General features: G+C 52.5%; 26 protein-coding genes. 10 read left to right on the forward strand and 16 right to left on the reverse strand.

Going from position 1 to position 26,155, the window contains the following annotated elements:
* Positions 1 to 8: 8 nt before the first annotated feature.
* From proB to gpt, 4 genes are all read right to left on the reverse strand, one after another.
* A complete protein-coding gene (proB, locus tag CKQ54_RS19975; protein ID WP_112290913.1) occupies positions 9 to 1,112 on the reverse strand; it encodes a glutamate 5-kinase in 1,104 nt (367 codons plus the stop codon).
* A gap of 123 nt (positions 1,113 to 1,235) precedes the next feature.
* The gene (gene crl / locus CKQ54_RS19980) at positions 1,236 to 1,637 is read right to left on the reverse strand and encodes a sigma factor-binding protein Crl (protein ID WP_112290914.1); all 402 of its coding nucleotides are present in this window, start codon (positions 1,635 to 1,637) and stop codon (positions 1,236 to 1,238) included.
* Between the two features lie 63 nt (positions 1,638 to 1,700).
* Entirely contained in the window at positions 1,701 to 2,951 is a 1,251-nt protein-coding gene (gene frsA / locus CKQ54_RS19985; protein ID WP_112290916.1) for an esterase FrsA, read from the reverse strand.
* 177 nt (positions 2,952 to 3,128) lie between these two features.
* Positions 3,129 to 3,587: a xanthine phosphoribosyltransferase gene (gene gpt, locus CKQ54_RS19990; RefSeq protein WP_112290918.1), complete on the reverse strand. Its 459-nt coding sequence runs from the start codon at positions 3,585 to 3,587 to the stop codon at positions 3,129 to 3,131.
* 293 nt (positions 3,588 to 3,880) lie between these two features.
* Between gpt and pepD the strand changes: the two genes are divergently transcribed.
* Complete coding sequence (gene pepD, locus CKQ54_RS19995) at positions 3,881 to 5,341, forward strand: beta-Ala-His dipeptidase (RefSeq protein WP_120163195.1); 1,461 nt, start codon at positions 3,881 to 3,883, stop codon at positions 5,339 to 5,341.
* 134 nt (positions 5,342 to 5,475) lie between these two features.
* On the opposite strand, the gene dinB is transcribed toward pepD, so the two are convergent.
* A complete protein-coding gene (gene dinB / locus CKQ54_RS20000; protein WP_120163196.1) occupies positions 5,476 to 6,534 on the reverse strand; it encodes a DNA polymerase IV in 1,059 nt (352 codons plus the stop codon).
* A gap of 281 nt (positions 6,535 to 6,815) precedes the next feature.
* Here dinB and dpaA point away from each other — a divergent pair, with 281 nt between their 5' ends.
* Positions 6,816 to 7,541 (forward strand): peptidoglycan meso-diaminopimelic acid protein amidase, encoded by a 726-nt coding sequence (gene dpaA, locus CKQ54_RS20005; protein WP_112290549.1) that lies wholly within the window; start codon positions 6,816 to 6,818, stop codon positions 7,539 to 7,541.
* On the opposite strand, the gene CKQ54_RS20010 is transcribed toward dpaA, so the two are convergent.
* Both CKQ54_RS20010 and lpcA read right to left on the reverse strand, forming a co-directional pair.
* Positions 7,512 to 8,279: a class II glutamine amidotransferase gene (locus CKQ54_RS20010; protein WP_112290550.1), complete on the reverse strand. Its 768-nt coding sequence runs from the start codon at positions 8,277 to 8,279 to the stop codon at positions 7,512 to 7,514. The two genes, dpaA and CKQ54_RS20010, sit on opposite strands and share 30 nt — an antisense overlap.
* A 140-nt stretch (positions 8,280 to 8,419) precedes the next feature.
* Positions 8,420 to 8,998, reverse strand: a complete 579-nt coding sequence (gene lpcA, locus CKQ54_RS20015; RefSeq protein WP_120163197.1) for a D-sedoheptulose 7-phosphate isomerase — start codon at positions 8,996 to 8,998, stop codon at positions 8,420 to 8,422.
* Positions 8,999 to 9,267: 269 nt separating this feature from the next.
* Between lpcA and fadE the strand changes: the two genes are divergently transcribed.
* Complete coding sequence (fadE, locus tag CKQ54_RS20020) at positions 9,268 to 11,736, forward strand: acyl-CoA dehydrogenase FadE (RefSeq protein ID WP_120163198.1); 2,469 nt, start codon at positions 9,268 to 9,270, stop codon at positions 11,734 to 11,736.
* A gap of 201 nt (positions 11,737 to 11,937) precedes the next feature.
* Here fadE and CKQ54_RS20025 read toward each other — a convergent pair whose 3' ends face one another.
* From CKQ54_RS20025 to mtnK, 3 genes are all read right to left on the reverse strand, one after another.
* Positions 11,938 to 13,335, reverse strand: a complete 1,398-nt coding sequence (locus CKQ54_RS20025) for a carbohydrate porin (RefSeq protein ID WP_120163199.1) — start codon at positions 13,333 to 13,335, stop codon at positions 11,938 to 11,940.
* A gap of 292 nt (positions 13,336 to 13,627) precedes the next feature.
* On the reverse strand, positions 13,628 to 14,098 hold the full coding sequence (locus tag CKQ54_RS20030; protein ID WP_095923134.1) for a YehS family protein: 471 nt from the start codon (positions 14,096 to 14,098) through the stop codon (positions 13,628 to 13,630).
* 95 nt (positions 14,099 to 14,193) lie between these two features.
* Positions 14,194 to 15,393 (reverse strand): S-methyl-5-thioribose kinase, encoded by a 1,200-nt coding sequence (gene mtnK, locus CKQ54_RS20035; RefSeq protein ID WP_120163200.1) that lies wholly within the window; start codon positions 15,391 to 15,393, stop codon positions 14,194 to 14,196.
* A gap of 116 nt (positions 15,394 to 15,509) precedes the next feature.
* Here mtnK and mtnA point away from each other — a divergent pair, with 116 nt between their 5' ends.
* The 4 genes from mtnA (at position 15,510) to CKQ54_RS20055 (ending at position 18,570) form a co-directional block, all read left to right on the forward strand.
* Complete coding sequence (mtnA, locus tag CKQ54_RS20040) at positions 15,510 to 16,538, forward strand: S-methyl-5-thioribose-1-phosphate isomerase (RefSeq protein ID WP_120163201.1); 1,029 nt, start codon at positions 15,510 to 15,512, stop codon at positions 16,536 to 16,538.
* Positions 16,539 to 16,849: 311 nt separating this feature from the next.
* Positions 16,850 to 17,518, forward strand: coding sequence for a CsgG/HfaB family protein (locus tag CKQ54_RS20045; RefSeq protein ID WP_120163234.1), 669 nt, complete (start codon positions 16,850 to 16,852; stop codon positions 17,516 to 17,518).
* A gap of 18 nt (positions 17,519 to 17,536) precedes the next feature.
* Positions 17,537 to 17,914, forward strand: a complete 378-nt coding sequence (locus tag CKQ54_RS20050; RefSeq protein WP_112290559.1) for a DUF4810 domain-containing protein — start codon at positions 17,537 to 17,539, stop codon at positions 17,912 to 17,914.
* Entirely contained in the window at positions 17,911 to 18,570 is a 660-nt protein-coding gene (locus CKQ54_RS20055) for a DUF799 domain-containing protein (RefSeq protein WP_120163202.1), read from the forward strand. The genes CKQ54_RS20050 and CKQ54_RS20055 overlap by 4 nt, the downstream gene beginning before the upstream one ends.
* A gap of 488 nt (positions 18,571 to 19,058) precedes the next feature.
* On the opposite strand, the gene CKQ54_RS20060 is transcribed toward CKQ54_RS20055, so the two are convergent.
* Genes CKQ54_RS20060 through CKQ54_RS20070 form a run of 3 tightly spaced genes read right to left on the reverse strand, consistent with a single transcriptional unit; the run spans position 19,059 to position 20,913 of the window.
* Entirely contained in the window at positions 19,059 to 19,604 is a 546-nt protein-coding gene (locus CKQ54_RS20060) for a 1,2-dihydroxy-3-keto-5-methylthiopentene dioxygenase (protein ID WP_120163203.1), read from the reverse strand.
* 11 nt (positions 19,605 to 19,615) lie between these two features.
* Positions 19,616 to 20,302: an acireductone synthase gene (gene mtnC, locus CKQ54_RS20065; RefSeq protein WP_120163204.1), complete on the reverse strand. Its 687-nt coding sequence runs from the start codon at positions 20,300 to 20,302 to the stop codon at positions 19,616 to 19,618.
* A complete protein-coding gene (locus tag CKQ54_RS20070; protein WP_120163205.1) occupies positions 20,299 to 20,913 on the reverse strand; it encodes a methylthioribulose 1-phosphate dehydratase in 615 nt (204 codons plus the stop codon). Before CKQ54_RS20070 ends, mtnC begins: the two co-directional genes overlap by 4 nt.
* Before the next feature lie 207 nt (positions 20,914 to 21,120).
* Here CKQ54_RS20070 and CKQ54_RS20075 point away from each other — a divergent pair, with 207 nt between their 5' ends.
* Together CKQ54_RS20075 and CKQ54_RS20080 are read left to right on the forward strand one after the other, a co-directional pair.
* Positions 21,121 to 22,281 (forward strand): pyridoxal phosphate-dependent aminotransferase, encoded by a 1,161-nt coding sequence (locus CKQ54_RS20075; protein ID WP_120163206.1) that lies wholly within the window; start codon positions 21,121 to 21,123, stop codon positions 22,279 to 22,281.
* The gene (locus tag CKQ54_RS20080; protein WP_113877959.1) at positions 22,269 to 23,042 is read left to right on the forward strand and encodes an amidohydrolase; all 774 of its coding nucleotides are present in this window, start codon (positions 22,269 to 22,271) and stop codon (positions 23,040 to 23,042) included. Before CKQ54_RS20075 ends, CKQ54_RS20080 begins: the two co-directional genes overlap by 13 nt.
* 49 nt (positions 23,043 to 23,091) lie before the next feature.
* On the opposite strand, the gene CKQ54_RS20085 is transcribed toward CKQ54_RS20080, so the two are convergent.
* The 3 genes from CKQ54_RS20085 to CKQ54_RS20095 all read right to left on the reverse strand — a co-directional run bounded on the left by CKQ54_RS20085 (position 23,092) and on the right by CKQ54_RS20095 (position 24,665).
* Positions 23,092 to 23,691, reverse strand: a complete 600-nt coding sequence (locus CKQ54_RS20085; protein WP_120163207.1) for a hypothetical protein — start codon at positions 23,689 to 23,691, stop codon at positions 23,092 to 23,094.
* Positions 23,692 to 23,793: 102 nt separating this feature from the next.
* Positions 23,794 to 24,084: a hypothetical protein gene (locus CKQ54_RS20090; RefSeq protein ID WP_120163208.1), complete on the reverse strand. Its 291-nt coding sequence runs from the start codon at positions 24,082 to 24,084 to the stop codon at positions 23,794 to 23,796.
* A gap of 74 nt (positions 24,085 to 24,158) precedes the next feature.
* Positions 24,159 to 24,665, reverse strand: coding sequence for a DUF1993 domain-containing protein (locus tag CKQ54_RS20095; RefSeq protein ID WP_120163209.1), 507 nt, complete (start codon positions 24,663 to 24,665; stop codon positions 24,159 to 24,161).
* Positions 24,666 to 24,877: 212 nt separating this feature from the next.
* On the opposite strand from CKQ54_RS20095, the gene CKQ54_RS20100 reads away from it, so the two are divergent.
* Positions 24,878 to 26,146 carry a glutamine amidotransferase-related protein gene (locus CKQ54_RS20100; protein ID WP_120163210.1) on the forward strand — a complete coding sequence of 423 codons (1,269 nt, stop codon included), beginning with the start codon at positions 24,878 to 24,880 and terminating at the stop codon, positions 26,144 to 26,146.
* Positions 26,147 to 26,155 lie beyond the last annotated feature (9 nt).

Below are 26,155 nucleotides of genomic sequence, written 5' to 3' on the forward strand. Positions count from 1 at the left end.
AAAACTCCTTAACTGACAATCATGTCGTCACGATGCACGGCAACCGGGCCGTATTCGTAACCGAGAATTTCGCTGATCTGCTGAGAGTGATGACCGGCAATCATGCGCATCGCATCGCTGTTATAGCGGCTGACACCGTGCGCAAGATCGCGCCCGTTCAGATTGCGGATGCGGATCACTTCGCCACGCGAGAAATCGCCTTTCACTTCGCGGATACCTTTTGGCAGCAGTGAACTGCCGCGCTCCATCATGGCGGAAACCGCGCCGTCGTCGATGGTGATTTCACCGGCTGGCGGTGCGCCGAAGATCCAGCGTTTACGGTTCTCCAGCGGGGTTTCCATCGCGTGGAAACGTGTGCCGACGGACACGCCGTTAATCACATCACCAATCACGCCCGGCAGGTTGCCTGCGGCAATAATGGTATCGACGCCCGCACGGCACGCGACATCCGCCGCCTGCAATTTGGTCGCCATGCCACCGGTACCCAGTCCGGAAACGCTGTCACCCGCCACGCCGCGCAATTCGTCATCAATCGTCATGACTTCGCGGATAAGCTCGGCCTGCGGATTGGTGCGCGGATCGGCGGTAAACAGACCGCGCTGATCGGTCAGCAGCAGCAATTTATCGGCACCGGCAAGAATTGCGGCCAGCGCGGAAAGATTGTCGTTATCGCCGACTTTGATCTCCGCCGTCGCCACTGCATCGTTTTCGTTAATCACCGGCACGATATGGTTATCAAGCAGCGCATGCATCGTGTCGCGGGCGTTGAGGAACCGCTCGCGATCTTCCATGTCGGCACGCGTCAGCAGCATCTGACCAATGTGGATGCCATAAATAGAGAACAATTGCTCCCACAGCTGGATCAAACGGCTTTGCCCGACGGCAGCCAGCAGTTGTTTGGAAGCAATGGTGGCGGGGAGTTCGGGGTAGCCAAGATGTTCACGCCCGGCAGCAATGGCGCCCGACGTCACAATCACAATCCGATGCCCTGCCGCATGTTGCTGCGCGCACTGGCGGACAAGCTCAACAATGTGAGCACGGTTGAGGCGGCGTGAACCGCCAGTGAGCACGCTGGTGCCCAGTTTTACAACCAGTGTCTGGCTACCACTCATAATCGTTCCATTAGTGTGAATAAGAAGTGCTTCTGTGTCTTTTTTAACAGGGGAGAAGCGTTATGCCAACCGGCATAACGCTATAATAGCAGCATTCAGTATGGGAATGGGTAGTACAGAAAGTCAGGCGGAGAGCTTCACGGGTTCTTCGCTGAAATCATCAGCAGGTTCCAGTTTGAGGGACATCTCTTCAATCATCTTGTTGAGATTCTTGTGGAACCCTTTCAATGTCGTCTCAAGCTTCTCACGCACTTCAGCATCTTTAATGTTTTGCGCTTTCCAGATGCCGTCTTTATCGAACAAACCGAAGTGATAAACATAGGTAAAACGTTCGGCTTCAGCCTGCAACTCAATCCACCAGCCCCAGAACTCACGCTTTTCCGGCGCGGGCTTTACGTTCACACAGACAGCTAAGCAGTCAAAGAAAAAGCGGTCGTTCTCGCATTTTCCTTCTCTGATGTACGGTCCCAGTGTACCGAAACGTTTCATTAGCCTGCTTTTAGGATGACCGCTTGGTAACGTCATAGTACAACCTCCATAGAAAGACGATCCTTTTTAGCAAAACGTTAGGAATTAGCAACCATTAAGTTAACGCATATGCTTTTGCAACCACTCACAAATCTCATGCAAAGCCTTGTCAAAATGCTCATAAAGCGGCTCGTTCTGAATCGGTAATAGCTTGCCTTCAGATGAAGAATCCGCAATCAATCTGGCTTCCGCCTTCGGGCTGAAGATGTCGTTTTCCCAGTACGCGGCCAGCATTGGCGTCGGCGTTCTGCGCCCCAGCAGCCCCTGCATTTTCAGAGAATATCGATTAAGTTCGGTCTTGAGCGCCGAATCCGACGCGCTCGACATCCCCAGCCGGCTCGCCAGTACATCCATATACATGTCGGGAACCTGTTCCTGACATTTCGGATCGCTCAGCAATGAATGCACCAGCGCGCCCAATGTGGCAACGGCACACACACGGCGCGGTTCGAGATAGGCCAGACGCACAGCGACGTTCGCGCCAAAACGATAACCGAGCAGGCTGACACGGCTGGCATCGACCCACGCAACATCGGCAAGCTGGTGCAATACCTGCTGATGCAGGAAGCTGGTGTCCTGGGTGAGTTTCCACTTCGACGAGAACCCGATCGACGGCATGTCGATGGTCAGCATCGCAATGCCCATCGGCGCCAGATAAGAACGGAACAGACGCTGATGGTCACTTTGCAAGGTATCCAGACCGCCGCACACCATGACAGTCGGGAACGGCGCTTTGCCTTCATTCGGCAGGTGCAGGAAACCGGTGATCGGCGCGCCGCCCGGAATTTTGAATTCGATCTCTTTGAGAGAATACGGCGAATGTTCTGACGATTTCTCAAAGGCTTTATTGGCCAGTACTTCTGACTGCTCTGCCAGCGTATCGCCTTTCAGATGCGGATACCCGGCGATGCTGTAAAGGTTCGCCGCCTTCAGCCAGTATTCGCTGGCCAGGTTCGGATCTTTTTCTTCTGCGGCTTTTTGCTGCCACGCCATCGCCTGATTTGACCATTCGTAAACCCAGTTGCCGTTACGGTAGCCAATCACGGTGTCCAGCAGCAGCGGATCGCTGTGCTCGGCTTTGGAAACTGCAATCCGCGACAGCACTTCTTCGACTTCTAAAGGATCGACACCCCGCCACATCCACATCAGGCGGTTAATGGTTCTGTACCAGCAATTTACCGTGTCGCCTTCCAGCGCAGTGTGCATCGGCGGGTGCGTATTATGATGATGAACGCGACGAACCAGCGTCGAAGTTTCCGGATATTTAAAGGAAGGTTTAAACAGTTTTTCCGTAAGGTTGGCTGGAGCCATGATGCAAGATCCTCCGTTAGCAAGCAGCGGGTCGCCCGCAGGCGATCATTTCTGGACGGGATTATAACCCGACCACGTTGCGACAAGTGAGGGGTGAGGTCAAGCGGAAAGGATTTCAAGTCAACAAAAGCAAAACGCCCGGCAATAAGCCAGGCGTTTATAAACATTAAGGGAAAATTACTTACCCACTAATGGAGGCACAAAGATGACCCCCATATCCCACGGCTGTTCGATCCAGGTGTTCTGCGGAATGTCGATGACGTAATCATCGACCAGCGGTGCGCCAGCAGGTTTGGCGAAGATGGTGATGAAATGTGCTTTCGGGTACATTTCGCGGATCGCTTTCGCAGTGCCGCCGGTATCAACCAGATCGTCGATCACGATGAAGCCTTCACCGTCGCCTTCTGCGCGTTTCAGCACTTGCATTTCGCGCTGATTATCATGGTCATAGCTGGAGATACACACGGTATCGACATGGCGGATGCACAGCTCGCGAGCCAGCAACGCTGCAGGGACCAGACCGCCACGGCTGACGGCAATAATGCCTTTCCATTGTTCTGCCGGCAGCAGGCGTTTAGCCATGGTGCGGGCGTGGATTTGCAGCATGTCCCAGGTTACAACGTATTTTTCGCTCATAAAGGTGTCCCAGCCAGTGAATTAACGGCTTCTAAATAAATAATGGGGGGAAAAAAGGTTGCGCGAGATTATAGTGAGTCCGTCTCACAAAAACCAGCGATTATCTGGTCAAAGCGCCCCAAAAAACCCGGAATTTCTCCCCGTCCCCGCGCACAGGTTAAGATTAAGTGATATTCTGTCAGGCCACTCGCCACACAGTCTGGCGGGGATTACTTAACCTTAAACCTACAGCATCTCAATCAGTTCCCCCGCAAACGGAGCCTGAATGAGCTGACTGTTACAGGAGACTTATAGTGTCTGAACTGTCTCAGCTTTCGCCACAACCGTTGTGGGATATTTTTGCCAAAATCTGTTCAATTCCGCACCCTTCTTATCATGAAGAAGAACTGGCAAAACACATCGTTGAATGGGCACAGGAAAAGGGTATCCACGCTGAGCGTGATGAAGTCGGCAACATTTTGCTGCGTAAACCGGCCACGAAAGGCATGGAAAACCGCAAAGCCGTTGCCCTGCAGGCGCACCTCGATATGGTGCCGCAGAAAAACAACGATACCGTTCATGATTTCACTAAAGATCCGATCCAGCCTTTCATCGAAGACGGTTGGGTAAAAGCCCGCGGCACCACGCTGGGTTCTGACAATGGCATCGGCATGGCGTCCGCGCTGGCAGTTCTGGCTGATGACAGCGTAGAGCACGGTCCGCTGGAAGTGCTGCTGACCATGACCGAAGAAACCGGCATGGCAGGCGCATTCGGCCTGCAACCAGACTGGTTACAGTCTGAAATCCTGATCAACACCGATTCTGAAACCGAAGGCGAAATCTACATGGGTTGCGCCGGCGGCATTGATTTTACCGCCACACTGCCACTGAGCCGTGAAGCGGTTCCGGCTGGTTTCACCACGCTGAAGCTGACCCTGAAGGGACTGAAAGGCGGCCACTCCGGCGCTGATATCCATTTAGGTCTGGGTAATGCAAGCAAATTGCTGGCGCGTTTCCTGGCAGACAACGCCGAGACACTGGGCCTGCGTCTGCTGGATTTCACCGGCGGCACACTGCGTAACGCCATCCCGCGTGAAGCGATTGCAACTCTGGCAGTGGCTGCGGATAAAGCAGACGTACTGAAAGCAGCAGCACAGGAATTCCTGGCGACCATTCAGTTTGAACTGTCAGCGGTTGAGAAGAAAATTGCTCTGGTGGCAGAAGCGGCTGAAAGCAACACGAAAGCGCTGACCGCGGAAACTCAGGGTAAATTCCTTGCCCTGCTGAACGCGACGCCAAACGGCGTGATCCGCATGAGTGATGACGTGAAAGGCGTGGTAGAAACCTCGCTGAACGTCGGTGTTGTCACCATGAAAGATGACGAAGTAGCGATCAACAGTCTGATCCGTTCTCTTATCGACAGCGGCAAAGAATATGTGGTCAGCATGCTCAACTCACTGAGTGAACTGGCTGGCGCGAAAAGTCTGGCAAAAGGCAGCTACCCTGGCTGGAAACCTGAGCCAAGCTCACCGGTGATGACGCTGGTGCGTGAAACTTACCAGACGCTGTTCAATAAAACCCCGAACATCATGGTGATCCACGCCGGTCTGGAATGCGGTCTGTTCAAAAAGCCGTACCCGGACATGGACATGGTTTCCATCGGGCCAACCATCACCGGCCCACACTCGCCGGATGAGCAGGTGGAAATTGCCAGCGTCGAGCTGTACTGGAAACTGCTGACGGCCCTGCTGAAAGCGATTCCTGAACGCAGTTAATACTCGATCGATCCCCTAAATCATTCGGGCTGTATTAAGGCGGCAACTGAGTAAATCCCCAGGAGTATACACAAGTATGTGACCGGGGTTTGCGAAGGCAGCCAACGCAGAGACAGTTTGAAGGATGACGGGGATCATTCCCAGGGAAGAAGAAGCTGCCGCTCGATTTGGGGATCTTGCAACGTCACATGCAACCCCACCAGCCTGACCCCTCTTCCGCCGCGCCGCTGTTCCCAGGCATCACGCGCGACTTTCAGTAAATCTTCTTTATTCAGCACCGGCCACACGTGCTCCTGCGTGGTTTGCTGGAAATCATGAAATTTGAGTTTTACACCCTGTCTCGCAATGCGCAGATCCGGGCTGACGCGGCTTAAGCGCGTTTGCAGTTCGGGGTACAAACGTTCGATCAGCGCCACGCACTCTTCCCAGCTGTGAATATCTTCGGCCAGCGTACGTTCCACACCGACGGATTTACGCAACCGCTCGGGGGAAATCTCGCGCTCATCAATCCCCTGACAGCGTTCCCACAACACGCGTCCAAACTTGCCAAAGCGTTTGAGCAGTTTCGCCAGATCGTAACGCTGTACATCACCGCAGGTGATCAACCCCTGTTCCTGCAACCGCTGGGCGGTGACTTTGCCGACGCCGGGGATTTTGCTCAGCGGCAAATCTTGTAAAAACGCGTCCACTTTATCGGGCGTAATCACAAACTGGCCGTTGGGTTTGTTCAGGTCTGAGGCGATTTTTGCCAGAAATTTTATCGGCGCAATGCCCGCAGAAGCCGTCAGATTGATTTCATCGAAAATGGCCTGGCGAATTTCAGCGGCGATAAGTGTGGCGGAACCATTGCATTGGGTGGCGTCGGAAACATCCAGATAAGCTTCGTCGAGTGACAACGGTTCGATCAATGGCGTATAACGCGCGAAGATTTCACGAATGTGGTTTGACGCTTCTTTATAGGCGTCCATTCTGCCGGGAATGACTTTCAGATGCGGGCAAAGTTTCAGGGCCATGCCGGTAGGCATTGCACTGTGTACGCCAAATTTGCGGGCTGGATAATTGGCGGTACTGATGACGCCACGGCGGTCACGACTGCCGCCGATAGCGATTGGAATATCGCGCAGGGAAGGATCGTCGCGCATCTCGACGGCCGCGAAAAAGCAGTCCATATCCACATGAATGATTTTACGCATAGCCCTCCCCCAATGACTGTATAAGTATACAGTTGAGTGCGGAGATTTCCAACACAGAAAATGTTGGTTAATTTCGCTTAATTAATCACCATTCATGGCAAGGTAATAAATTTCCGATTGGGAAATTCATTATTCATTATTTGGTGATTGCTAAAAAATTAATCAGTATTAATATGGCATCGTTTCAGACAGGCAGTACATAAGAAGAAAATCAGTGGCGGTCTTACAGGCAGTTCCGCTGTAGACACAATAATCGACATTATTACCAAGCAGGATTTAGAATGATCAGAATCGCGCTGTTTCTTGCGATGCTCCTCAGTTTGCCTTTATTTACAGCAAATTACGCCGTGGCCAGCGATGCTGTCCCGGTCAACGCGACGCTTAAAAAGCAATTGTTAGGCGCTCCGGTTTATATCCAGATCTTCAAACAAGAACGTAAACTCGAATTGTATGCCCAACTCGACGGCGAATTTCGTCTGATCGGCAGTTACGGCATCTGCGATTTTTCCGGCGGTTTGGGAAATAAACGTCGCGAAGGTGATTTCAAAAGCCCGGAAGGTTTCTACAACGTGGATATTCACCACCTGAAACCTGACAGCCGCTTTTATCGCGCCATTAACATCGGTTTCCCCAATGCTTACGACATCTCGCAGGGCTATTCAGGTAAGTATCTGATGATCCACGGAAACTGTAAGTCTATCGGTTGCTACGCCATGACCGACGGCTACATGGACGAAATCTTTACCTATGTGCAGGCGGCATTCCAGTTCGGGCAGCGTAATCTGCAGATCAGCATTTATCCGTTCAAAATGACCGATGCCAACATGAAGGCGCACAAAAACTCAAGCTACTACAGCTTCTGGAGCCAGTTACAACCGGGATATGCGTACTTTGAGAAACACCATCAGCCACCGAATGTTGTGGTCACTGACGGTAAATATGAAGTGCTGCAACCGTTGTCTAACACCCCGCTGTCCTCACAGCTGGCGTTCGCCCCGATGAAATAACGCGAACTCACCTGGGGCAATCTTGTTCCAGGTTTCGTTTGCGGTCAGCGGTTGCGTGGCAATCACGGTGACGACATCATTCGGTGTCGTCTGCTGCTGAAAATCAATTTCCACATCCTGATCCAACAACGTTGCCTTTCCGAAAGGCGCCCGCCGCGTGATCCAGTGCAAATTCGTCGAGCAGTATGCCATCACAAAATTGCCGTCCGACAGCAACATGTTAAACACCCCTTTCTGCCGTAACTCATCAGCCAGCGACGCGATATAGCGAAACACCGGCGGCCAGCTTGCAGGGCGGCGCGGATAACGTTGGGTGAGTTTATGCAGCAACCAGCAAAAAGCGTATTCACTGTCTGTCTGACCGACAGGGCGCAACGTGCCGGTATCCAGCTGGCGGTAACCGCGAAGCTGGCCGTTGTGCGCGTAAGTCCAGTTGCGTCCCCACAGTTCGCGGGTGAACGGATGGGTATTTTCCAGCGCCACTTCGCCACGGTTTGCCTGACGAATATGAGAAATCACCGCGCAGGATTTGATCGGATATTCCTGAACAAGGCGGGCAATGGGCGAATTAAAACTTGGCGTCGGATCTTTAAAAGTACGACAGCCATTGCCTTCATAAAAGGTAATGCCCCAGCCGTCTTTATGCGGACCAGTCCCGCCACCGCGCTGCACTAATCCACTGAAACTGAAACAAATATCAGTAGGGACGTTAGCGCTCATCCCGAGCAATTCGCACATCACCTGCCTCCTTTTATTATTCTTATAATGCGCTGCACTCAGGAAAGACAAAGCGAAATCTGGCGAAGAAGCGGAGTTTACACAGAGTAAATGAGCATTCTGAGCCAGATTTCAACGCCGTATTACCCACGTGCGGCGAATTATTTTGCCATCTCTTTTTCGATCAATAAGATCAGGATATGTATCACTTTAATGTGGATTTCCTGCACGCGGTCAGCGAAACCAAAGTGAGGAACGCGGATTTCCACGTCGGCTGAGCCGTCCATTTTGCCGCCATCTTTACCGGTCAGGGTAATGACTTTCATGCCTTTAGCGCGGGCAGCTTCGATAGCTTTGATCACGTTACCAGAATTGCCAGAAGTTGAGATCCCCAGCAGAACGTCACCTTTCTGGCCAACGGCTTCCAGATAACGGGAGAAAATGTATTCGTAACCGAAATCGTTGCCGACGCAGGAGATGTGGCTGACGTCAGAAATGGCAATCGCCGGATAGCCCGGACGGTTTTCACGATAACGGCCTGTCAGCTCTTCCGCGAAATGCATGGCGTCACAATGTGAACCGCCGTTACCGCAGGAAATTACTTTCCCACCCGCTTTGAATGAATCTGCCAGCAGCACTGCTGCACGTTGAATAGACTCAATATTTGCCGGATCGCTGATGAATTTATTCAGCGTATCAGCAGCTTCGTTCAGTTCAGTACGGATAATATCCTGGTACATAGCAGCCTCTTTTATGTCCATTTGCAGCCGGTTTACGCACGGCCGATAGCAATAAAACGTTCCGCTGTGCAGTTTAACGGAAAGCCGAAACAGCGAGAAGCAATGAAGCGGTAATGATTCCGATAGTTTCTATTTTTGACGCTTCGTGCGGCCGGTTTGTGAGCTGTGTTGTAATTAGTATGTAAACACATTGATAAAGAAATGAGTATGAACTAAAACCATTGTATCCCTACAACAGGTCAGACCTCCTACTACTCAGGAGCTTTACTATGATGGTTCTTAGCATTGTTGCATTTGTCGTGATCCTTGGTGCGTTGTTCTACCACAAGGTCAATCTTGCCCTTAGCAGCCTGATTTTACTGGCGTTTACCGCTGCCATGGGTGCCATTAATTTGTGGACGTTATGGCTTCTGGTGCCTCTGGCGATCATTTTGCTGCCGTTCAATATCCCTGCCCTGCGTCGTTCATTGTTCTCAGCCCCTGCCCTGCGCACCTTCCGTAAAGTGATGCCTGCCATGTCACGCACGGAAAAAGAAGCTATTGAAGCCGGAACGACCTGGTGGGAAGGCGATCTGTTTGGCGGTAAGCCTGACTGGAAAAAATTGCAGGATTACCCTGAACAGCAACTGACCGAAGAAGAGCAACACTTTATTGACGGGCCGGTTGAAGAAGCCTGTCGCATGGCGAATGACTTCCAGATAACCCATGAACTGGCAGATTTGCCGCCGGAACTGTGGGCGTATCTGAAAGAACATCGCTTCTTCGCGATGATCATTAAGAAAGAATACGGCGGCCTGGAATTCTCCGCTTACGCTCAGGCACGTGTGTTGCAAAAACTGGCCGGTGTATCCGGTATTCTGGCGATCACCGTCGGTGTGCCGAACTCACTCGGCCCGGGCGAATTGCTGCAACATTACGGCACCGAAGAGCAGAAAGATCACTATCTGCCGCGTCTGGCCGAAGGTCTGGAAATCCCTTGTTTCGCCCTGACCAGCCCGGAAGCGGGTTCTGATGCCGGTGCTATTCCGGATTTCGGTATCGTCTGTAAAGGCCAGTGGCAGGGGAAAGAAGTCCTCGGTATGCGCCTGACCTGGAATAAGCGTTACATCACGCTGGCGCCTATCGCCACCGTGCTGGGTCTGGCGTTTAAACTGAAAGACCCCGATCATCTGCTCGGCAGCGAAACCGAACTGGGCATTACCTGTGCGCTGATCCCAACCGACACCGCCGGTGTCGAAATTGGCCATCGTCACTTCCCGCTGAACGTGCCGTTCCAGAACGGTCCGACGCGCGGCCACGATATTTTCGTGCCGATCGACTACATCATTGGCGGCCCGAAAATGGCCGGTCAGGGCTGGCGTATGCTGGTGGAATGTCTGTCTGTCGGTCGTGGTATTACCCTGCCGTCTAACTCCACGGGTAGCCTGAAATCTCTGGCGCTGGCGACCGGCGCATATGCCTATATCCGCCGTCAGTTCAAACTGCCTATCGGCAAAATGGAAGGCATCGAAGAACCGCTGGCACGCATTGCCGGTAACGCTTATGTGATGGACGCCGCTGCAACCCTGATTACCAACGGCATTATGCTCGGCGAAAAACCGGCGGTGCTGTCGGCCATCGTGAAATACCACTGTACTCACCGTGGCCAGCGCGCCGTGATGGATGCGATGGATATCACCGGCGGTAAAGGCATTATGCTCGGCACCAGCAACTTTGTGGCCCGTTCTTATCAGGGCGCGCCGATTGCGATTACCGTGGAAGGTGCCAACATTCTGACCCGCAGCATGATCATCTTCGGTCAGGGCGCGATCCGCTGCCATCCTTATGTTCTGCGTGAAATGGCGGCCGCTGAGAAAAACGATCTGGTTGATTTCGACCGTGCGCTGTTCGGACATATCGGCCATGTCGGCAGTAATAATATGCGCAGCTTCTGGCTCGGTCTGACCGGCGGTCGCACCAGTGACACTCCGGTTAACGACAAAACGGCGCGTTACTACCAGCACATCAACCGTCTGAGCGCTAACCTGGCGCTGCTGTCTGATATTTCCATGGGCGTGCTCGGCGGCAGTCTGAAACGTCGCGAACGTATTTCCGCCCGTCTTGGCGATATCCTCAGCCAGATGTATCTGGCGACGGCGACGCTCAAACGTTATGACGAAGAAGGTTGTAACGAAGCGGATTTACCGCTGGTTCACTGGGGCGTGCAGGATTGTCTGCATCAGGCTGAAGTGGCTATCGACGATTTGCTGCGTAACTTCCCGAACCGTTTCGTGGCGGGTGTGATGCGTCTGGTGATTTTCCCGCTGGGGCTTTCACATGCCGCACCGTCTGACCGTCTGGATCACGAACTGGCGCGCATTCTGCAGCTGCCATCTGAGACCCGCAGCCGCATCGGTCGTGGTCAGTATCTGACGCCAAGCGAGCACAATCCGGTCGGTCTGCTGGAAGAAGCGTTGCAGGATATTCTGGCCGCTGAGCCGGTTCACAAACGTCTGTGCGAAGCGATGGGTAAAAAGCTGCCGTTTACCCGTCTGGATATTCTGGCGCAAAAAGGTCTGGATGCTGGTCATCTGAGCGCTGATGACGCCCGAATCCTGAGCCGTGCGGAAGAAAGCCGTCTGCGTTCCATTAACGTCGATGAGTTTGAGCCGGACGCCCTGGCTGCGCAAAAACCTGAAGCGGAGAAAGACAGCGTAAAAAAGGCTGAGGCGAAACCCCGCCACACCGAAGCTGCCTGACTTAACCGTTAAATCATAAAAAAGCCTGAGTGTTTACGCACTCAGGCTTTTATTATTTATGAAGATACACACGTATTACCCTAGAGGATTCAGGTTGCAGGAAGGCGGCAAGTAAACGCATCCCCAGTCACATAGATAACTATGTGACTGGGGTAAGTGCGCGAAGCCAACGCATCTGCAGCCAGAATTATGATGGGTAATTTAGAAGTAGTATTTAAAGCGTACCCGCGCCCCATACCTCTGGTCACTGTCATCATCGCTGCTGTAAGTTTTATCCGCTTCCAGCATGGAGATGTACGCGCCCAGATAAACGTTGAAGTTTTCCATGTTCATGACGTTCGGGATCAGGTAGCTGGCGTGAACGGTATGGATATCGTAGCTGCCCGGCTCATCGAACCAGTCATCGTCGTAATCGGATGCGCGAACACCTTCGATATTAAAGTCTTCAATTTTGTTGTGCGCGTAGATGTAACCCAGTTCGAAGTTTTTCCACAACGCATTGGCACCGACGGTGAAGTCCTTCTCATCCGACGCATCCATATACGCCGTGCTCAGGTTTGCTACCACGCCATTTTCCGGGTCAGCTTTCTGGCCGTCCCAGGTCATTGTCATACCGTAACCATTACGTTTGGACTGATCGACGAATTCATTTTTATCGTTGGTGTAACCATACGCGTTGTTCACCACGTTGGTTTCCATTGCCGCCGCAACCGAGAAGGCATCCCCCTTCCAGGCAATGATCGGGCGCAGATAGGCAACGTTTTTGTCATTCTCAAGTTCGTTGCCATGATAGTTTTGCTCGGCAAACAGCGCTGAACCGTTTTCCAGCAAGGTATTCAGCTCGAAATACCAGTTGCCGATATTTTTATTCAGCATGATGTTGCCGCCGCTGTCACTACGCCCGCGCCCTTCTTTCATCATGTACACATAGCCATAACCGTCGGCGTACAGGTCGTTGGCGGTATTCCCGGAGTATTCGATGAAAGTATCCTGATTAAGCGGGAACATATCGTAGGCTTCGAAACGACCGATTTTTGCCATCCAGTCTTTTTCCTCACCGAAGAAGAAGGCAGCATCATCAAGATTCATCGAGCCATTCAGGTCGGCCGTTGGCTGTACAGAGAAACCAGAGAACTGGCCATTATCATTACGGCGATAACCATCCAGACCGATTAATAACCGTCCGTTAACATCCCAGCGTTCATTATTTCCCGGTTTCCAGTTTTTATTATCACTGGTTCGCACAGAGGTTAATTGCCCTGTACGACTTGCGCCGTCGACATTAAATTCCACATCGCCATACAGTTTTAAATTATCGAACCCATTAAGTGTTAATAATTTGTCTTTCGATATTCCATCTTTTTTAACTTCAACAGGATTAGCTTCTTTGACGATAGCAATTTCCTGTTCGCGTTTGATGTCCTGATGTTTGAGCTGCTCAATTTGCTTTTCTGCCGTTTCTGCTCGCGTCTCTGCCTGCTGCAGACGCTGTTCGAGCTGCGCCATGCGGGCTTCGAGACTGCTTTGAGACGCCGCGGCGACCGAAGAACCCGAAACGGCAAATCCAACGAACAAGGCCAGCGCTTTAATTTTTGTCATAATAAGATATCCTTTTCACTATAAAATTTAACCGCTGCCTGTCAATTAACAGCGGTGTTTTATTTTTTTTAAAATAGTGCCCAGAGGTATTACGGCGAGGGATGAAGATAGTTTCCGGATTAATACTCTGTCAAAAATAAACTGAAAAAACGTGAAGTGAGAAAGGAAATAACGAAATTCCGCAATTACAGAATCAATAAACGTAAAACGGGAGCCTTTTTAAAGGCTCCCGCTTATTATTCACTAATGAAGTATTCTCTGTGAAAATATTTATTTCATGAATACTTTATATTCAGCCCTTTTTAGGACGGACTTTCGCCGTCAGCCCTTTCAGGAAATAACGCATTACCTGATCGCCGCAAGGACGGTAGTTTTTGTGGCCTTCCTTGCGGAAGAACGCACTCAGTTCGCCTTCGGAGACTTTGAAATCTGCCGCAGTCAGCACGGAAATCATGTCTTCGGTTTTCAGCTCAAACGCCACGCGCAATTTTTTCAGCATGATGTTATTGGTCAGACGCTTTTCTACTTCCGGCGCAGGGAAGCGATCGTCTTTACCGCGTTTGAAGGTGATCAGGCCATTAAGGAAGTTTGCCATCACTTCGTCTGGCACTTCCATGTAGCCTTCTTCATCTTCTTTTTTGAGGTAGCGCGACATCACTTCAGGGCTGACAGGCGTACCGGTCGTTTTAAGGATCTCAATCAACTGACCTTCGCTCAAATCCAGCATGTAGCGCACGCTGCGCAAGACATGGTTATGCATCATAATTCTGTATTCCTGTTAAAAGTAAACCGAGGAAATGCCACCGGGTTTACCCCTACGCACCTCGAAGGCGGGCATTATACAAGAATCTTACAGGATTAGCTGAACTGACGGATCCGCGCAATAAGTGACTCCACATCGCCGATTTGTTGTGCGGTCAGAATGAGTTTTTGTCCGAGGCTCAGCGCGTGTCGCTGGCAATCGGCGCGCATCGCAGCATCTTTAATGGTATCGAGATCGGCGACGTGCGCCAGTCCGATGGTGCGGCGGATCAACTCCGCGCCGCAATACCCGACGGCATCGTGCCAGACTTCCTGCAGGAAAAATTCCGCATAGCCCGGCTCCGCCAGCGTCGGATCCTGGGATTTATCCCGCGCCAGTTGCAGGAAACGCTCCGAGAAGCTCAGCCACAGTTCACGCACATCTTTCAGGCGCTGCTCACGGCCATCTGCCGCTTCACGCACCCCGACCAGTCCCGGCAGGCCACAGTAGTTCAGCAGCAGATTTCCCATTGCCGAACCCGGATCAAATCCCAGCGGGCCGTAATAACCGAATTCCGCGTCGATGGCTTTCAGTTTACCTTCGGCGACAAAAATCGACCCGCTGTGAATATCGCCGTGCAGCAACGCTTCCGCTTTACTCAGGAAACGGTGTTTCAGCGCCGCCACCGCCAGTCGCAGCGGTTTATCCGCACGCAGCGCATCCACTTCCGGCTGCAATACGGCATCAAAATTATTGCGCTCGTGATCGACATACGGATCGGTAAAGAACAGATCTTCGGTGATCTGACACAATTCAGGATTAGTGAAACGGGAAACTTCGGCTTTTTTGGTCTGCGCGTTCTGGAAGAAATCCGAGGTATGGAACAACGTTTGCGCCAGATATTCTCCCAGCTGGGCAGAAGCCTGCGGGTAGTATTTCCCCTGCACCAGCTCGCTGCGCCAGATGTGATGATCCGACAGATCTTCCTGCACCATCACCGCCAGTTCTGCGTCGTGATGTAACACGGTGACCGTATGCTGCGGGCAATACTGACCGTGGATGATCAGGGTTTCTGCTTCAATGCGCGCACGATCTAAAGTCAGCGGCCAGGATTCACCCACACAACGCACATACGGCAGCGCCTGTTTGACGATCACCCGGCTTTTACCCGCAGTATCGCGGATCTTAAACACCAGATTCAGGTTTCCGTCACCGATTTCATCGGCAGTGACCAGGGAGTGCGGATCTGCCACGCCGCCAAACTGACGGGCATATTCAACGGCATCTTTGGCGGTAAATGTGTAGTAGCGCGACATCCTGACCTCTCGAATTCTTTTTTAGCCTTTAAAGCGTTTAGACGTCTATACATCCGTTACGCATGTTGGCAGAATAAGTGACCAGATGCAACCGGGCAACAAGGATTTAACCAATAATGCAAAGCCTCACAACCACCAGTTTACGTATTCGTGAAAACCAGCTGTGGATCCTCGACCAGCAAGCCCTGCCGCAACGGTCTGACTGGCGCGAATGTCGCGACGTCAGCGAACTGGTGGATCACATCCGCACCCTGCGCGTGCGTGGTGCGCCGCTGATTGGCTTGTCCGCCAGCCTGCTGCTGGCCCTGCTGGCTGAACGGGGAATGGCGCAGGATGAATTACATCATGCGCTGGACACGCTGCGTGCCTCGCGCCCGACCGCCGTGAATCTGATGAACAATCTCGACCGGATGAAAACCGCGCTGCAACAACCTGATTACGTGAAGGCGTTATCAGAAGAAGCGTTGCGTCTGGTGGATGAGGACCGGGCATTGTGCGACAGCATTGCCACACATGGCGCTAAGCTGGTCACACCCGGCAGTCGCCTGCTGACCCATTGCAACACCGGCGGGCTGGCAACGGCAGGCGTCGGCACGGCAATCGGGGTGATCCGCCGCGCCCATGAGCAGGGGAATGTAGAACAGGTTTGGGTGGACGAAACCCGTCCGCTGTTACAGGGCGGACGTCTCACCGCCTGGGAACTCGGTGAGCTGGGCATTACTTATCAGCTGATTTGCGATTCGATGGCCGCCAGCCTGATGGCACAAAAGCGCGTCGATGCTATCTGGGTCGGCGCTGACCGCATTGCTGCGAATGGCGATGTTGCCAACAAAATCGGCACTTACAGCCTGGCGGTTTTGGCGAAATATCACGGCATTCCGTTCTACGTCGCCGCACCGCATACCACGCACGATCCGCAATGTCCGAACGGTGCCGCTATCCCCATCGAACAGCGCGCCGCAAGCGAAGTCACCGGCGTTTCCGGCAGTTTTGGTTCCGTACAATGGGCACCGCTGGACGCACAGGTTTATAACCCGGCATTTGATGTGACGCCTGCAGAGTTGATCAGCGGATGGGTGCTGGATGTGGGCGTGGTGACGCCGGATCAGGTTCGGGAAGGGTTCTTCAGACGAGCCTTGCGTTAACCCTCTGGTAAATAATGCAGCGCCTGCAGGCGCTGTTTTTTTGAGCTAATGATAAAGAAAATCCATTAATGTAAGGAAATCGAAAAGCAATATCTGTTAGGATTATCATTCGCCAATTTTAAATTTTACTCTCTTTCAGCGCCGGTATTCCGCGACCGAAAAGGGTAAAAATGGCTATTGAGATAATTCATCGTTTTAAGTGAAATATCTCCTGCTACTTATTGGAATAACATTAAGTCAAATTATTTTAATTTGGCACGGGCAACCTTTGCCCGTTAATAAAAATTAAATTGACAAGGAATAGTAACATGATGAAATCAGTTTTCATTTTGTCGGCAATGATTGCGGCAGGCACATTAACAGGGTGTGCAACAGAATCATCCCGCACGGTTGAAGTTCAGAAAGTCGCTTCTTATAACACGCAATATAATGGCCCCCGCAGTCCGATTTCTGTCGGCAAATTCGATAACCGCTCAAGCTATATGAGTGGCATTTTCTCTGACGGCGTCGATCGTCTGGGCAATCAGTCTAAAACTATTCTGGTGACTGACCTGCAACAAACTGGCCGCTTTAATGTTTTAGACCGCACCAATATGGCTGAAATTAAAGAAGAAGCCGGAATTAAAGGCCAGGCACAAACGCTGAAAGGTGCTAATTACGTCATCACCGGTGATGTGACTGAGTTTGGTCGTAAAGAAGTCGGCGACAACCAGTTGTGGGGCATCCTCGGCCGCGGTAAGCAACAGATCGCTTACGCTAAAGTCAGCCTGAATGTTGTCAATGTTCAGACCTCTGAAGTGGTGTATTCCTCACAGGGCGCAGGCGAGTATTCCCTGTCCAACCGTGAAATTATTGGTTTCGGCGGCACTGCCAGTTATGACTCTACCTTAAACGGCAAAGTGCTGGATTTAGCAATCCGTGAAGCGGTGAATAACCTGGTGAATGGGATCGAAAGCGGCGCATGGCGTCCGGCTAATTAATAATACGGATATTATCAAATGACATTACGTAAAACCCAACGCGCCGTGTTAAAAGGTGGATTTTTTACCCTAGCGTTATTATTAGCGGGCTGTGCAAAACAGGCTGACACATCATTATATAACTGGGATAACTATCAGAAGACCGTTTACCAGTATTATCAGGGTGACAAAGTCGGCCCGGAAGAACAAATCGCGTCATTAAAAGAGTCGATTGAAAAATCCCGTGCAACCGGTAAAGCCGTTCCACCAGGCCTGCACGCCCAACTGGGATTACTTTATGCCAATACCGGGCATACCGATCTGGCATTTCAGGAATTCAATACTGAGAAAAGTTTATTTCCTGAGTCAGCAACCTACATGGATTTCCTGCTGAAAAATAAAGGGAGTGTTAAATGAAACGTTTATTCCTGCTGACCGGTATGGTGCTGACGTTGTTGCTGACAGGCTGCGCGAAAAAAGCGTCTTACGATTACACCGCGTTTAAAGAAAGCAAACCGAGATCGATTCTGGTCCTGCCGCCGGTGAACCATTCGCCGGACGTGAACGCCAGCCACAGCATGCTTTCAACTGTCACGGCACCGCTGGCAGAAGACGGCTTCTATGTCTTCCCGGTGGCTGTCGTTGAAGAAACCTTCAAGCAGAACGGCATAACCGGTGCGGAAGATATTCGTTCAGTCAGCGCCGCCAAACTGCGTGAAATTTTCGGTGCGGATGCCGCGCTTTACATTGATATCACCAGCTACGGCAGCAGCTACATGGTGGTTTCCAGCGAAACCCGTGTCACCGCTAATGCCAAACTGGTGGATTTACGCAATGGCAAAGTGCTGTGGACAGGTAACGCCACTGCCTCTGACAGCGAAAATGACAACAACAACGGCGGGATCATCGGCATGCTGGTTCAGGCTGCGGTGAAGCAAATCTCCAGCACGATTTCCGACAAAGGTCATGATATCGCCGGGCTCACCAGCTACCGTCTGCTGAGTGCATCTCAGACCGACGGCCTGCTGTACGGCCCACGCTCACCGAATTATGGTAAGCAGGTAATGCGTTAAAGGCCTGAAGAAAGCCGTCCCTTGCGGGACGGCTTTCTGGCTTACTTGCCCGGTGCGTTAATGATCACATTAAGAGAGTTGTTGGAAATGCTCCAGCTCCCCTTCCCTTGTGTCAGCGTCGCGCCGGTGACAACGAGAAAGATACAGATGTACCGTTTCATTGTGCGGTCCTTGCAAAGACCGCTTCACGTCAACACCACCGGTGATATCTCCGTGAAAACAAGCGCTAGTCTGCGCCTGCGTTGACGGTCGTTGGACATCCTTTCCTGAAACCGGTGCCCGTTTGCTAAGACGGCGTAAAGGCCCGGCGTCATCATACACGCATTGCCTGGGTCCTTGACAAATAAGTTCAAAAAGTAGACTATCCCTCCCGCTAGTCTGCGCTTGCGTTACATCAGTAACGAAGCCCGCTGGAAAGGCCGCTAACCTGACCAGCACAAAAAAACCACCTTTCGGTGGTTTTTTTGTTTCTGCGAGACGTCGCCCCCTTACTCCCCCATCCTCGGATACGCATCCGCAATCTTATCGCCGGTGAAATGCGCCACCCAGCCTTCCGGATTGTCGAACACGCGGATCGCGGTAAATGACGGGGATCCGCCCATGTCAAACCAGTGGCGGGTGTTGGCCGGTACGGAAATCAGATCGTTCTTCTCGCACAGGATCTGGAAAATCTTGCCATTCAGGTGCAGGCAAAACAGCCCCGCGCCTTCAACGAAAAAACGTACTTCATCTTCGCCATGCGTATGTTCGGAAAGGAATTTGGTGCGCAACACGTCGCGCTGTTCGTTGTCCGGACGCATGCTGATCACGTCCCAGCTCTGATAGCCTTTTTCTTCGACCAGTTTGTCGATTTCATGCTGATAAGCGGCAATCACGTCCTGCGGTTGCGGGTTCTCACCTAAATCGCGATCAGCCTGCCAGCGCTCAAAGCGCACATCAATTTTGCTCAGTTCGGCAGCAATGGCGTCGCCGTCGCGGCTTTCCCACACCGGTGCGGAAGGATCCTGGTCACTAAAAATCGTCAATGCACTCATGGTCAACCCTCTTATAAGAATGTTTCTAAGGCTATCTGATCAAAACGATTAACTTGCAGGTGATCGCTGAGTTCGTCAGCGTCATCGCGGATCAACTGACAGGTATGCCAGCCTGCCAGGCGCGCGGCATCGAGTTCCTGACGGATGTCCGATAAAAACAGTAAATCCTGCGGCGGCAGGATCAGTTGCTCGGCGATGTTCTGATACGACTCCGTTTCACGCTTTGCCCCGACGCGGGTGTCGAAATATCCGCTGAACAGCGGGGTTAAATCACCCGCATCACTGTAGCCAAACAGCAGTTTTTGCGCGTCCACCGAACCGGAGGAATACACGCAAAGTTTCAGGCCTTCGGCTTTCCAGGCTTCCAGTTGCGGCGCGACGTCGTCATAGAGATGGCCGCGGAAATCGCCATTCTCATAACCCGTGCGCCAGATGATGCCCTGCAAGACTTTCAGCGACGTCGATTTCACGTCGTTGTCCATGTAGGTAAAAAGCTGTTCGATGAGCGCTTCGACGCTGGCCTGTGGCCGGTCGATTTCAGCGCGTAAAGCGTCCAGCGCCGCTGCGACGTCCGGCTGTTCATGCTCATGACGAAGGAACTCCGCCAGACGCTGGCGGGCGTAAGGGAATAACACCTGATGCACAAAACGGATATCCGTGGTGGTGCCTTCAATATCAGTGACGATGGCGCGGATCATTTAGCCTCCAGCAGGCGACGTTGCAGTTCACACTGGAACAGGAATTCCAGCCCTTCCAGATGGCGGCGCGCTTCGGCCACATCCCGTCCCCAGCAGGTCAGCCCGTGGCCGCGCAGCAGAAAACCATACTGCAACGGCGCGTGTTCTGACGAAGCAATAATCTTCTGCGCCAGCGCAGGAATATCCTGGCTGTTGTCGAAGATCGGGATCACCACCTGATCAAGGTGCGAGGTCTGGCCACTGAGCGATTTTTGCATCTCGTAGCCTTCCAGCACCAGCGCGCCGCTGCGCTCAACCCGCGATAACACGGTCGAATTGACCGAATGGGTATGCAGCACCGCACCTGTTTCAGGATAGCGGGAATACAGCATCGTGTGCAGCCCGGTTTCCGCCGAAGGACGACGACCACCCGGCGCAAGGCCGCTTTCCAGTTCCACCAGCAGGAAGTCTTCTGCGGTCAGTGATCCTTTGTCTTTTCCTGATTCGGTGATCAGGCAATGGGCATCGCCTTCGCGTACAGACATATTACCGCCCGTCGCCGGGCTCCAGCCCTTCTGACCAATCCAGTGACAGGCCGCCAGCAGCGCGCCCAGTTGCAAATTCTCTGTCATTTTTATCCTGTAAAACCGGTGCGTTGAGGGACTGAGTTTGGCGTGAAACAGCGATATATAAAAAGTTAAGTGCCTTAGACCGAATTGGCATTTAGCCATCTAAGCGTCTCGATTGCCAAATATTAACATCGTGTTATATTGTCAGCAACATCGCTATTTGCACACCTGACGCCTGTCAGGTCAACGGTCCAGGAGTATTGACCCGCCATGAGCACAGCAGCATTGATCCCCGAAAGTAAACTTCCTGCCTTAGGCACCACGATTTTCACCCAAATGAGTGCTCTGGCGCAGAAACACAATGCGATAAACCTGTCGCAGGGTTTTCCTGATTTCGACGGCCCGCAATATCTGAGGGATCGTCTGGCGTATCACGTCAGTCAGGGTTCGAACCAGTACGCTCCGATGACCGGCACCGCGCCACTGCGTGAAGCGATTGCCGCGAAAACCGAACTGATTTACGGCTATGCGCCGGACGCCAACACCGACATCACCATCACAGCGGGCGCGACCGAATCACTGTATATCGCCATCACCGCGCTGGTGTCGAAAGGTGATGAAGTGATTGCTTTTGATCCGAGCTATGACTGTTACGCCCCGGCGGTGGAACTGGCGGGCGGCGTGATGAAACGCATTCAGTTACAGCCGCCGGAATTTAAAGTGAACTGGGCGGAATTCGCCGATCAGATCACTGACCGCACGAAGCTGGTGATCATCAACACCCCGCATAATCCGTCGGCCACGGTCTGGAGCGACAGCGACGTCGAACAACTCTGGCAGACCATTGCGGATAAGCACATTTTCGTGCTGAGCGATGAAGTGTACGAGCACATTTGCTTTGCACCGCAAGGTCACGCCAGCGTGCTGCGTCATCCCGAATTGCGTCAGCGTGCTATTGCGGTGTCATCGTTCGGCAAGACTTATCACATGACAGGCTGGCGCGTAGGTTACTGCATCGCACCGGCGATTATCAGTGCCGAACTGCGCAAGGTTCATCAGTATCTGACCTTCTCCATCACCACGCCGGTTCAGCTGGCGCTGGCGGATATGCTGCGTGAAGCGCCGGAACACTGGCAGGAATTACCGGCCTTTTATCAGGCCAGGCGCGACCGTCTGGCGCAGGGGCTGGCGAACAGCCGTCTGAAAGTGTTACCCAGTCAGGGCACCTATTTCCTGCTGGTCGACTACAGTGACGTGTCCGATTTAGACGACGTGGCATTCTGCCACTGGCTGACTGAACATGTCGGCGTAGCGGCCATTCCGATGTCGGTATTCTGCGCCGCACCTTTCCCACATAAACTGATCCGGCTGTGCTTCGCCAAACAGGAAGCCACGCTGGACGCTGCCGCGGAGCGCCTGTGTCAACTTTAAAACTGTCCGTACTGCAACAGCCGCTGGTGTGGCTGGACGGCGAGGCAAACCTCGCGCATTTCGACGGCCTGCTCGGTGCGCTCACCGGCCGTGACCTGATTGTGTTGCCTGAAATGTTTACCACCGGTTTTGCCATGCAGGCACCGGGCAGCGCGCTGCCGGAATCGCGTGTGGTGCAATGGCTGCAACAATGGGCGAAACAACTCGGTGCGATGATCGGTGGCAGTGTGGCGCTGAGCACCACGGAAGGCGCGGTGAACCGTTTCCTGCTGGTTGAGCCGCAGGGCAACGTACATTTTTACGATAAACGTCACCTGTTCCGCATGGCCGGTGAACACAATTATTATGTGCCCGGAAAACGTCGTGAAATCGTCGAATGGCGCGGCTGGCGTATTTTGCCGCAAGTCTGTTACGACCTGCGTTTCCCTGTGTATTCACGCAACCGTCAGGATTACGACCTGGCGCTTTACGTCGCCAACTGGCCCGCCCCCCGCAGCCGTCACTGGCAGACATTGCTCGCCGCCCGTGCCATCGAAAATCAGGCGTATGTTGCCGGTTGCAACCGCGTCGGCCACGACGATAACGGTCATTATTACAGCGGCGACAGCCTGATCATTAATCCGCAGGGTGAAGAACTGGCGCGGGCAGAACCGGGTTCGGCGATGATTATTGAGGCCGAATTATCACTGGAAGCGTTACAGGATTACCGCGAAACTTTCCCCGCCTGGCGCGATGCCGATACCTATTTGTTGCATGACTGAAGGGTTTAACCAGTCAGCCTGAGAACTCAGGCTGACTAATAAATTATAGTTATTCAGGTAATACAATCAGCGGCAATACTTTAGATTCGGACTCTTGTTCCTCTGTCTCGGTATTAAAGTCTACAGCTGTCACCCTCACATACCCAGGTTTACCAGGCTCAGGAACAACCAGTGGATCTTTTTGAACCTCAAGCTGATTGATATGCGTGCTCACCACATTCATTGCCTGAGTCCATTGTCCGCGTTGAATATCGTATAGATGAATACCCGTCCAGCCCCCCATTTCACGCCAGTCCAGTAATACAAGCCGGTCTCGCCCACTGCCATCCAGCCCGGAGAGGATATCCAGCGATGCACTATTACAACTTGGTATTTCTATCGGCTTAACCGTTGCATCTGAAGACCACAGGTAACAACTACACTGCTGCGCATAATCACAAGAACCCTGTGTTTCAGTATTACGGCTGTTTACCCAAGCATACTGCGGTTGTTTTCCGTTAAATTTTGCACGAATAACAGTCCGACTGTCGTCACTTGTCCCCAGATTGCTATCAGTAATATCGTCAGTTTCTGCAATAATTTGCCACAGCCCCGACTTATTTTCTTTAATGTACAAGCTGGCCGGATAATTCTGCGCCCGGTCATTCATGACGACTTGCTTAACAAACTCTGCGCGCAAACTGTCGTCGGCCCCGTCTTCATCATCAGTATTATTGCCATCACTGTTGATTGAAATTGTACTGACGATTTTTTAAGAGAGGAACTTTCTTTTCTCAGATTTAAAAAAAAGGGATTTATTCGCGATAACTTTTTCACGTCGCATCATTTGGTGATAATAATCAACCTGATTGGCATATAACGCCGTTAACTCTTCCGCATTTTTATTTTGATGGGCAAGCTGCCAGCGCTGAACAATTAGCATGGCTTGTGGCCGCTCTTTTTCCAGCTTAATTTGAGTATCATCTAATTCATCGGCAAAGGCCGACATAGAGATGTTAAACAAACACATTCCTAACAGCACACCTGCAATTCGTATTGTCATTTTGTCATCCCTGAACTAAGAAATTCATAATTCCGGCGCTCGCGACTGCAGCAACGCAGGATTAATAATATCTTTTAATTCCCGCCGATGAAGTCCGCTTTACCGATGTTCACGCCCAGGTGGCGCAGAATGTTGTAGGCGGTAGTGATGTGGAAATAGAAGTTCGGCACGGCAAAAACGGTGACGTAGCTGTGCGCGGTGAATTTCAGTTCATGGTTTCTGCCTTTCACCACGATCTCACGGGATTCATCGCCTTCCAGTTTCGCGACATCCACGCTTTCAATAAAGCGCAGCGTTTTGGCGATACGTTCCTGCAACTGGGCAAACATCACTTCATTATCTTCCATCGCCGGTGCAGCAACGCCTGACAGACGGGCAATTGCGCCTTTCGACATGTCACTGGTGATTTGCACCTGACGCGCCAGCGGATACATATCTTCGGCCAGACGGGTATTCAGGACTTCTTCTTCTGATTTTCCGTTTTCTTTTGCCCATGCAGCGCCCTTTTCCAGCAAGGCTGAAAGATTCTTTAATCCACGAACAAACTGTGCTGCCGTACTGCCATAAAGAGATGCTGACATGACGCTTCCTTAGTGAATGAATTGTTAGAACAACCGGCGCTACATTAGCGCGTTCCGTTCTAAACAGCGTGACGTTTTATAGCAATGAAGTGTGACGAAATGCGGGTTTGCGACACATCTCTCTCTTTTTGTCAGCGCATGTAAACACATCCCTGTGTGGATCAATTCTTGCATTCAATATCCCCGCAAAAACATCTGACAGAGGACCACTGATGACCATCACCTTTATTGCACACTCCACGCCCGAACCTGCGTTGTACGGCGCGATGGCAGCGATACTTGCTGAACTCCGCGCGTTGCCGCTGTGTCACTTTCCCGTCAGTCATGATGCACAACGTTACCCGAATGCCCGTCAGCACGTCACGGCGCAGGGACACGCACTGACCAGCGGGCTGGTGTGGCTTGAGCGCCTGACCGGGCGCGGTGCGGGTGAAGAAACCGGCCTTGAATCCCTGATTTATCGGGCACTTAAAGAAGATATCGTCGTGCCATTGCGTGAGCCTTTATCCGCGGGTCTGGCGGCACAAATCGCTGAACACGGCATAGAAACTGAGTCACTGACCGTGGCGCGCAATCAGGATAAATTCCAGCTGGAAGATTGCGCGACCGGCAAAATTCGCAGTAACGGCTGGGGGCGCGATGCCTTCGGGCGCTGGGCGTTAGGCTCCGTTTCGCAGCCGGTAATGCGGGCAGGAAAAACACTGCGCGTGGCGCTGGTAGGCGATTTTGCCGAGCAACGCGACAGCTATCCGGCGATGCTGGCTGCACTGGGAGACGCCGCCGATGCACTGGCAATGAACATTGACGTGGTGTATGTGACAGCGGCGTTACTTGGCAGCCAGCTCGACTGCACGCTTTTCGACGTCGACGGCATTATTTTACCGGGCGCAACGTTAACGCAGGGCGATCATCAGGCCAGCGCGCTGGCGACTGCCGCCTGGGCACTGGAAAACCGCACGCCGGTGCTGGGCATCAATCAGGGAATGCATCAGATGGTGACGGCGCTGGGCCAGAAAGTGCTCGGACAGGATCGGGTGGTGATGCACGGCCCGTCAACGCTGGGCAGTCTGCAAACCGGTTTGCCGCTCGCCGAGCACGCGCAGCCACGTCCGGGGAATCATACGGTCATCACCCGCACCGGCAGCCTGCTGGCGAATAAAATGGGCGATGCGTTTACGCTGCGCTATAACCAGCGCCGCTATCTGAATCCGCATTTACTGGCAGAACTGGAAAGTACGGGATTGCGCATTACGGGGTATGACGAAAGCGGGGAACAGGCGCAGGTGGCAGAGCTGGACAATCATCCGTTCTTTCTCGGCGTTCAGGGACAACCGGAACTGATGTCACGTCGCGAGCGCCCGCATCCGCTGCTGATGGCGTTTCTGCAACAGGTGCGTCAGGGCAATCGTGACCGGGATGTCAGCCACGCGGCGCTGACCCAAAGCGTGCGGTTAAAGCATCCGCACCTGCTGATGGGCTGAAAGACAGAA

The organism is Rahnella variigena (genome assembly GCF_003610915.1).
Taxonomy (GTDB): Bacteria; Pseudomonadota; Gammaproteobacteria; order Enterobacterales; family Enterobacteriaceae; genus Rahnella; species Rahnella variigena.

What these genes read in the sequence shown, in the direction of transcription:
- proB (WP_112290913.1), bottom strand. Translation starts at nt 1,112, where the DNA reads ATGAGTGGTAGCCAGACACTGGTTGTAAAACTGGGCACCAGCGTGCTC.
- crl (WP_112290914.1), bottom strand. Translation starts at nt 1,637, where the DNA reads ATGACGTTACCAAGCGGTCATCCTAAAAGCAGGCTAATGAAACGTTTC.
- frsA (WP_112290916.1), bottom strand. Translation starts at nt 2,951, where the DNA reads ATGGCTCCAGCCAACCTTACGGAAAAACTGTTTAAACCTTCCTTTAAA.
- gpt (WP_112290918.1), bottom strand. Translation starts at nt 3,587, where the DNA reads ATGAGCGAAAAATACGTTGTAACCTGGGACATGCTGCAAATCCACGCC.
- dinB (WP_120163196.1), bottom strand. Translation starts at nt 6,534, where the DNA reads ATGCGTAAAATCATTCATGTGGATATGGACTGCTTTTTCGCGGCCGTC.
- dpaA (WP_112290549.1), top strand. Translation starts at nt 6,816, where the DNA reads ATGATCAGAATCGCGCTGTTTCTTGCGATGCTCCTCAGTTTGCCTTTA.
- CKQ54_RS20010 (WP_112290550.1), bottom strand. Translation starts at nt 8,279, where the DNA reads ATGTGCGAATTGCTCGGGATGAGCGCTAACGTCCCTACTGATATTTGT.
- lpcA (WP_120163197.1), bottom strand. Translation starts at nt 8,998, where the DNA reads ATGTACCAGGATATTATCCGTACTGAACTGAACGAAGCTGCTGATACG.
- fadE (WP_120163198.1), top strand. Translation starts at nt 9,268, where the DNA reads ATGATGGTTCTTAGCATTGTTGCATTTGTCGTGATCCTTGGTGCGTTG.
- CKQ54_RS20025 (WP_120163199.1), bottom strand. Translation starts at nt 13,335, where the DNA reads ATGACAAAAATTAAAGCGCTGGCCTTGTTCGTTGGATTTGCCGTTTCG.
- CKQ54_RS20030 (WP_095923134.1), bottom strand. Translation starts at nt 14,098, where the DNA reads ATGATGCATAACCATGTCTTGCGCAGCGTGCGCTACATGCTGGATTTG.
- mtnK (WP_120163200.1), bottom strand. Translation starts at nt 15,393, where the DNA reads ATGTCGCGCTACTACACATTTACCGCCAAAGATGCCGTTGAATATGCC.
- mtnA (WP_120163201.1), top strand. Translation starts at nt 15,510, where the DNA reads ATGCAAAGCCTCACAACCACCAGTTTACGTATTCGTGAAAACCAGCTG.
- CKQ54_RS20045 (WP_120163234.1), top strand. Translation starts at nt 16,850, where the DNA reads ATGAAATCAGTTTTCATTTTGTCGGCAATGATTGCGGCAGGCACATTA.
- CKQ54_RS20050 (WP_112290559.1), top strand. Translation starts at nt 17,537, where the DNA reads ATGACATTACGTAAAACCCAACGCGCCGTGTTAAAAGGTGGATTTTTT.
- CKQ54_RS20055 (WP_120163202.1), top strand. Translation starts at nt 17,911, where the DNA reads ATGAAACGTTTATTCCTGCTGACCGGTATGGTGCTGACGTTGTTGCTG.
- CKQ54_RS20060 (WP_120163203.1), bottom strand. Translation starts at nt 19,604, where the DNA reads ATGAGTGCATTGACGATTTTTAGTGACCAGGATCCTTCCGCACCGGTG.
- mtnC (WP_120163204.1), bottom strand. Translation starts at nt 20,302, where the DNA reads ATGATCCGCGCCATCGTCACTGATATTGAAGGCACCACCACGGATATC.
- CKQ54_RS20070 (WP_120163205.1), bottom strand. Translation starts at nt 20,913, where the DNA reads ATGACAGAGAATTTGCAACTGGGCGCGCTGCTGGCGGCCTGTCACTGG.
- CKQ54_RS20075 (WP_120163206.1), top strand. Translation starts at nt 21,121, where the DNA reads ATGAGCACAGCAGCATTGATCCCCGAAAGTAAACTTCCTGCCTTAGGC.
- CKQ54_RS20085 (WP_120163207.1), bottom strand. Translation starts at nt 23,691, where the DNA reads ATGAATGACCGGGCGCAGAATTATCCGGCCAGCTTGTACATTAAAGAA.
- CKQ54_RS20090 (WP_120163208.1), bottom strand. Translation starts at nt 24,084, where the DNA reads ATGACAATACGAATTGCAGGTGTGCTGTTAGGAATGTGTTTGTTTAAC.
- CKQ54_RS20095 (WP_120163209.1), bottom strand. Translation starts at nt 24,665, where the DNA reads ATGTCAGCATCTCTTTATGGCAGTACGGCAGCACAGTTTGTTCGTGGA.
- CKQ54_RS20100 (WP_120163210.1), top strand. Translation starts at nt 24,878, where the DNA reads ATGACCATCACCTTTATTGCACACTCCACGCCCGAACCTGCGTTGTAC.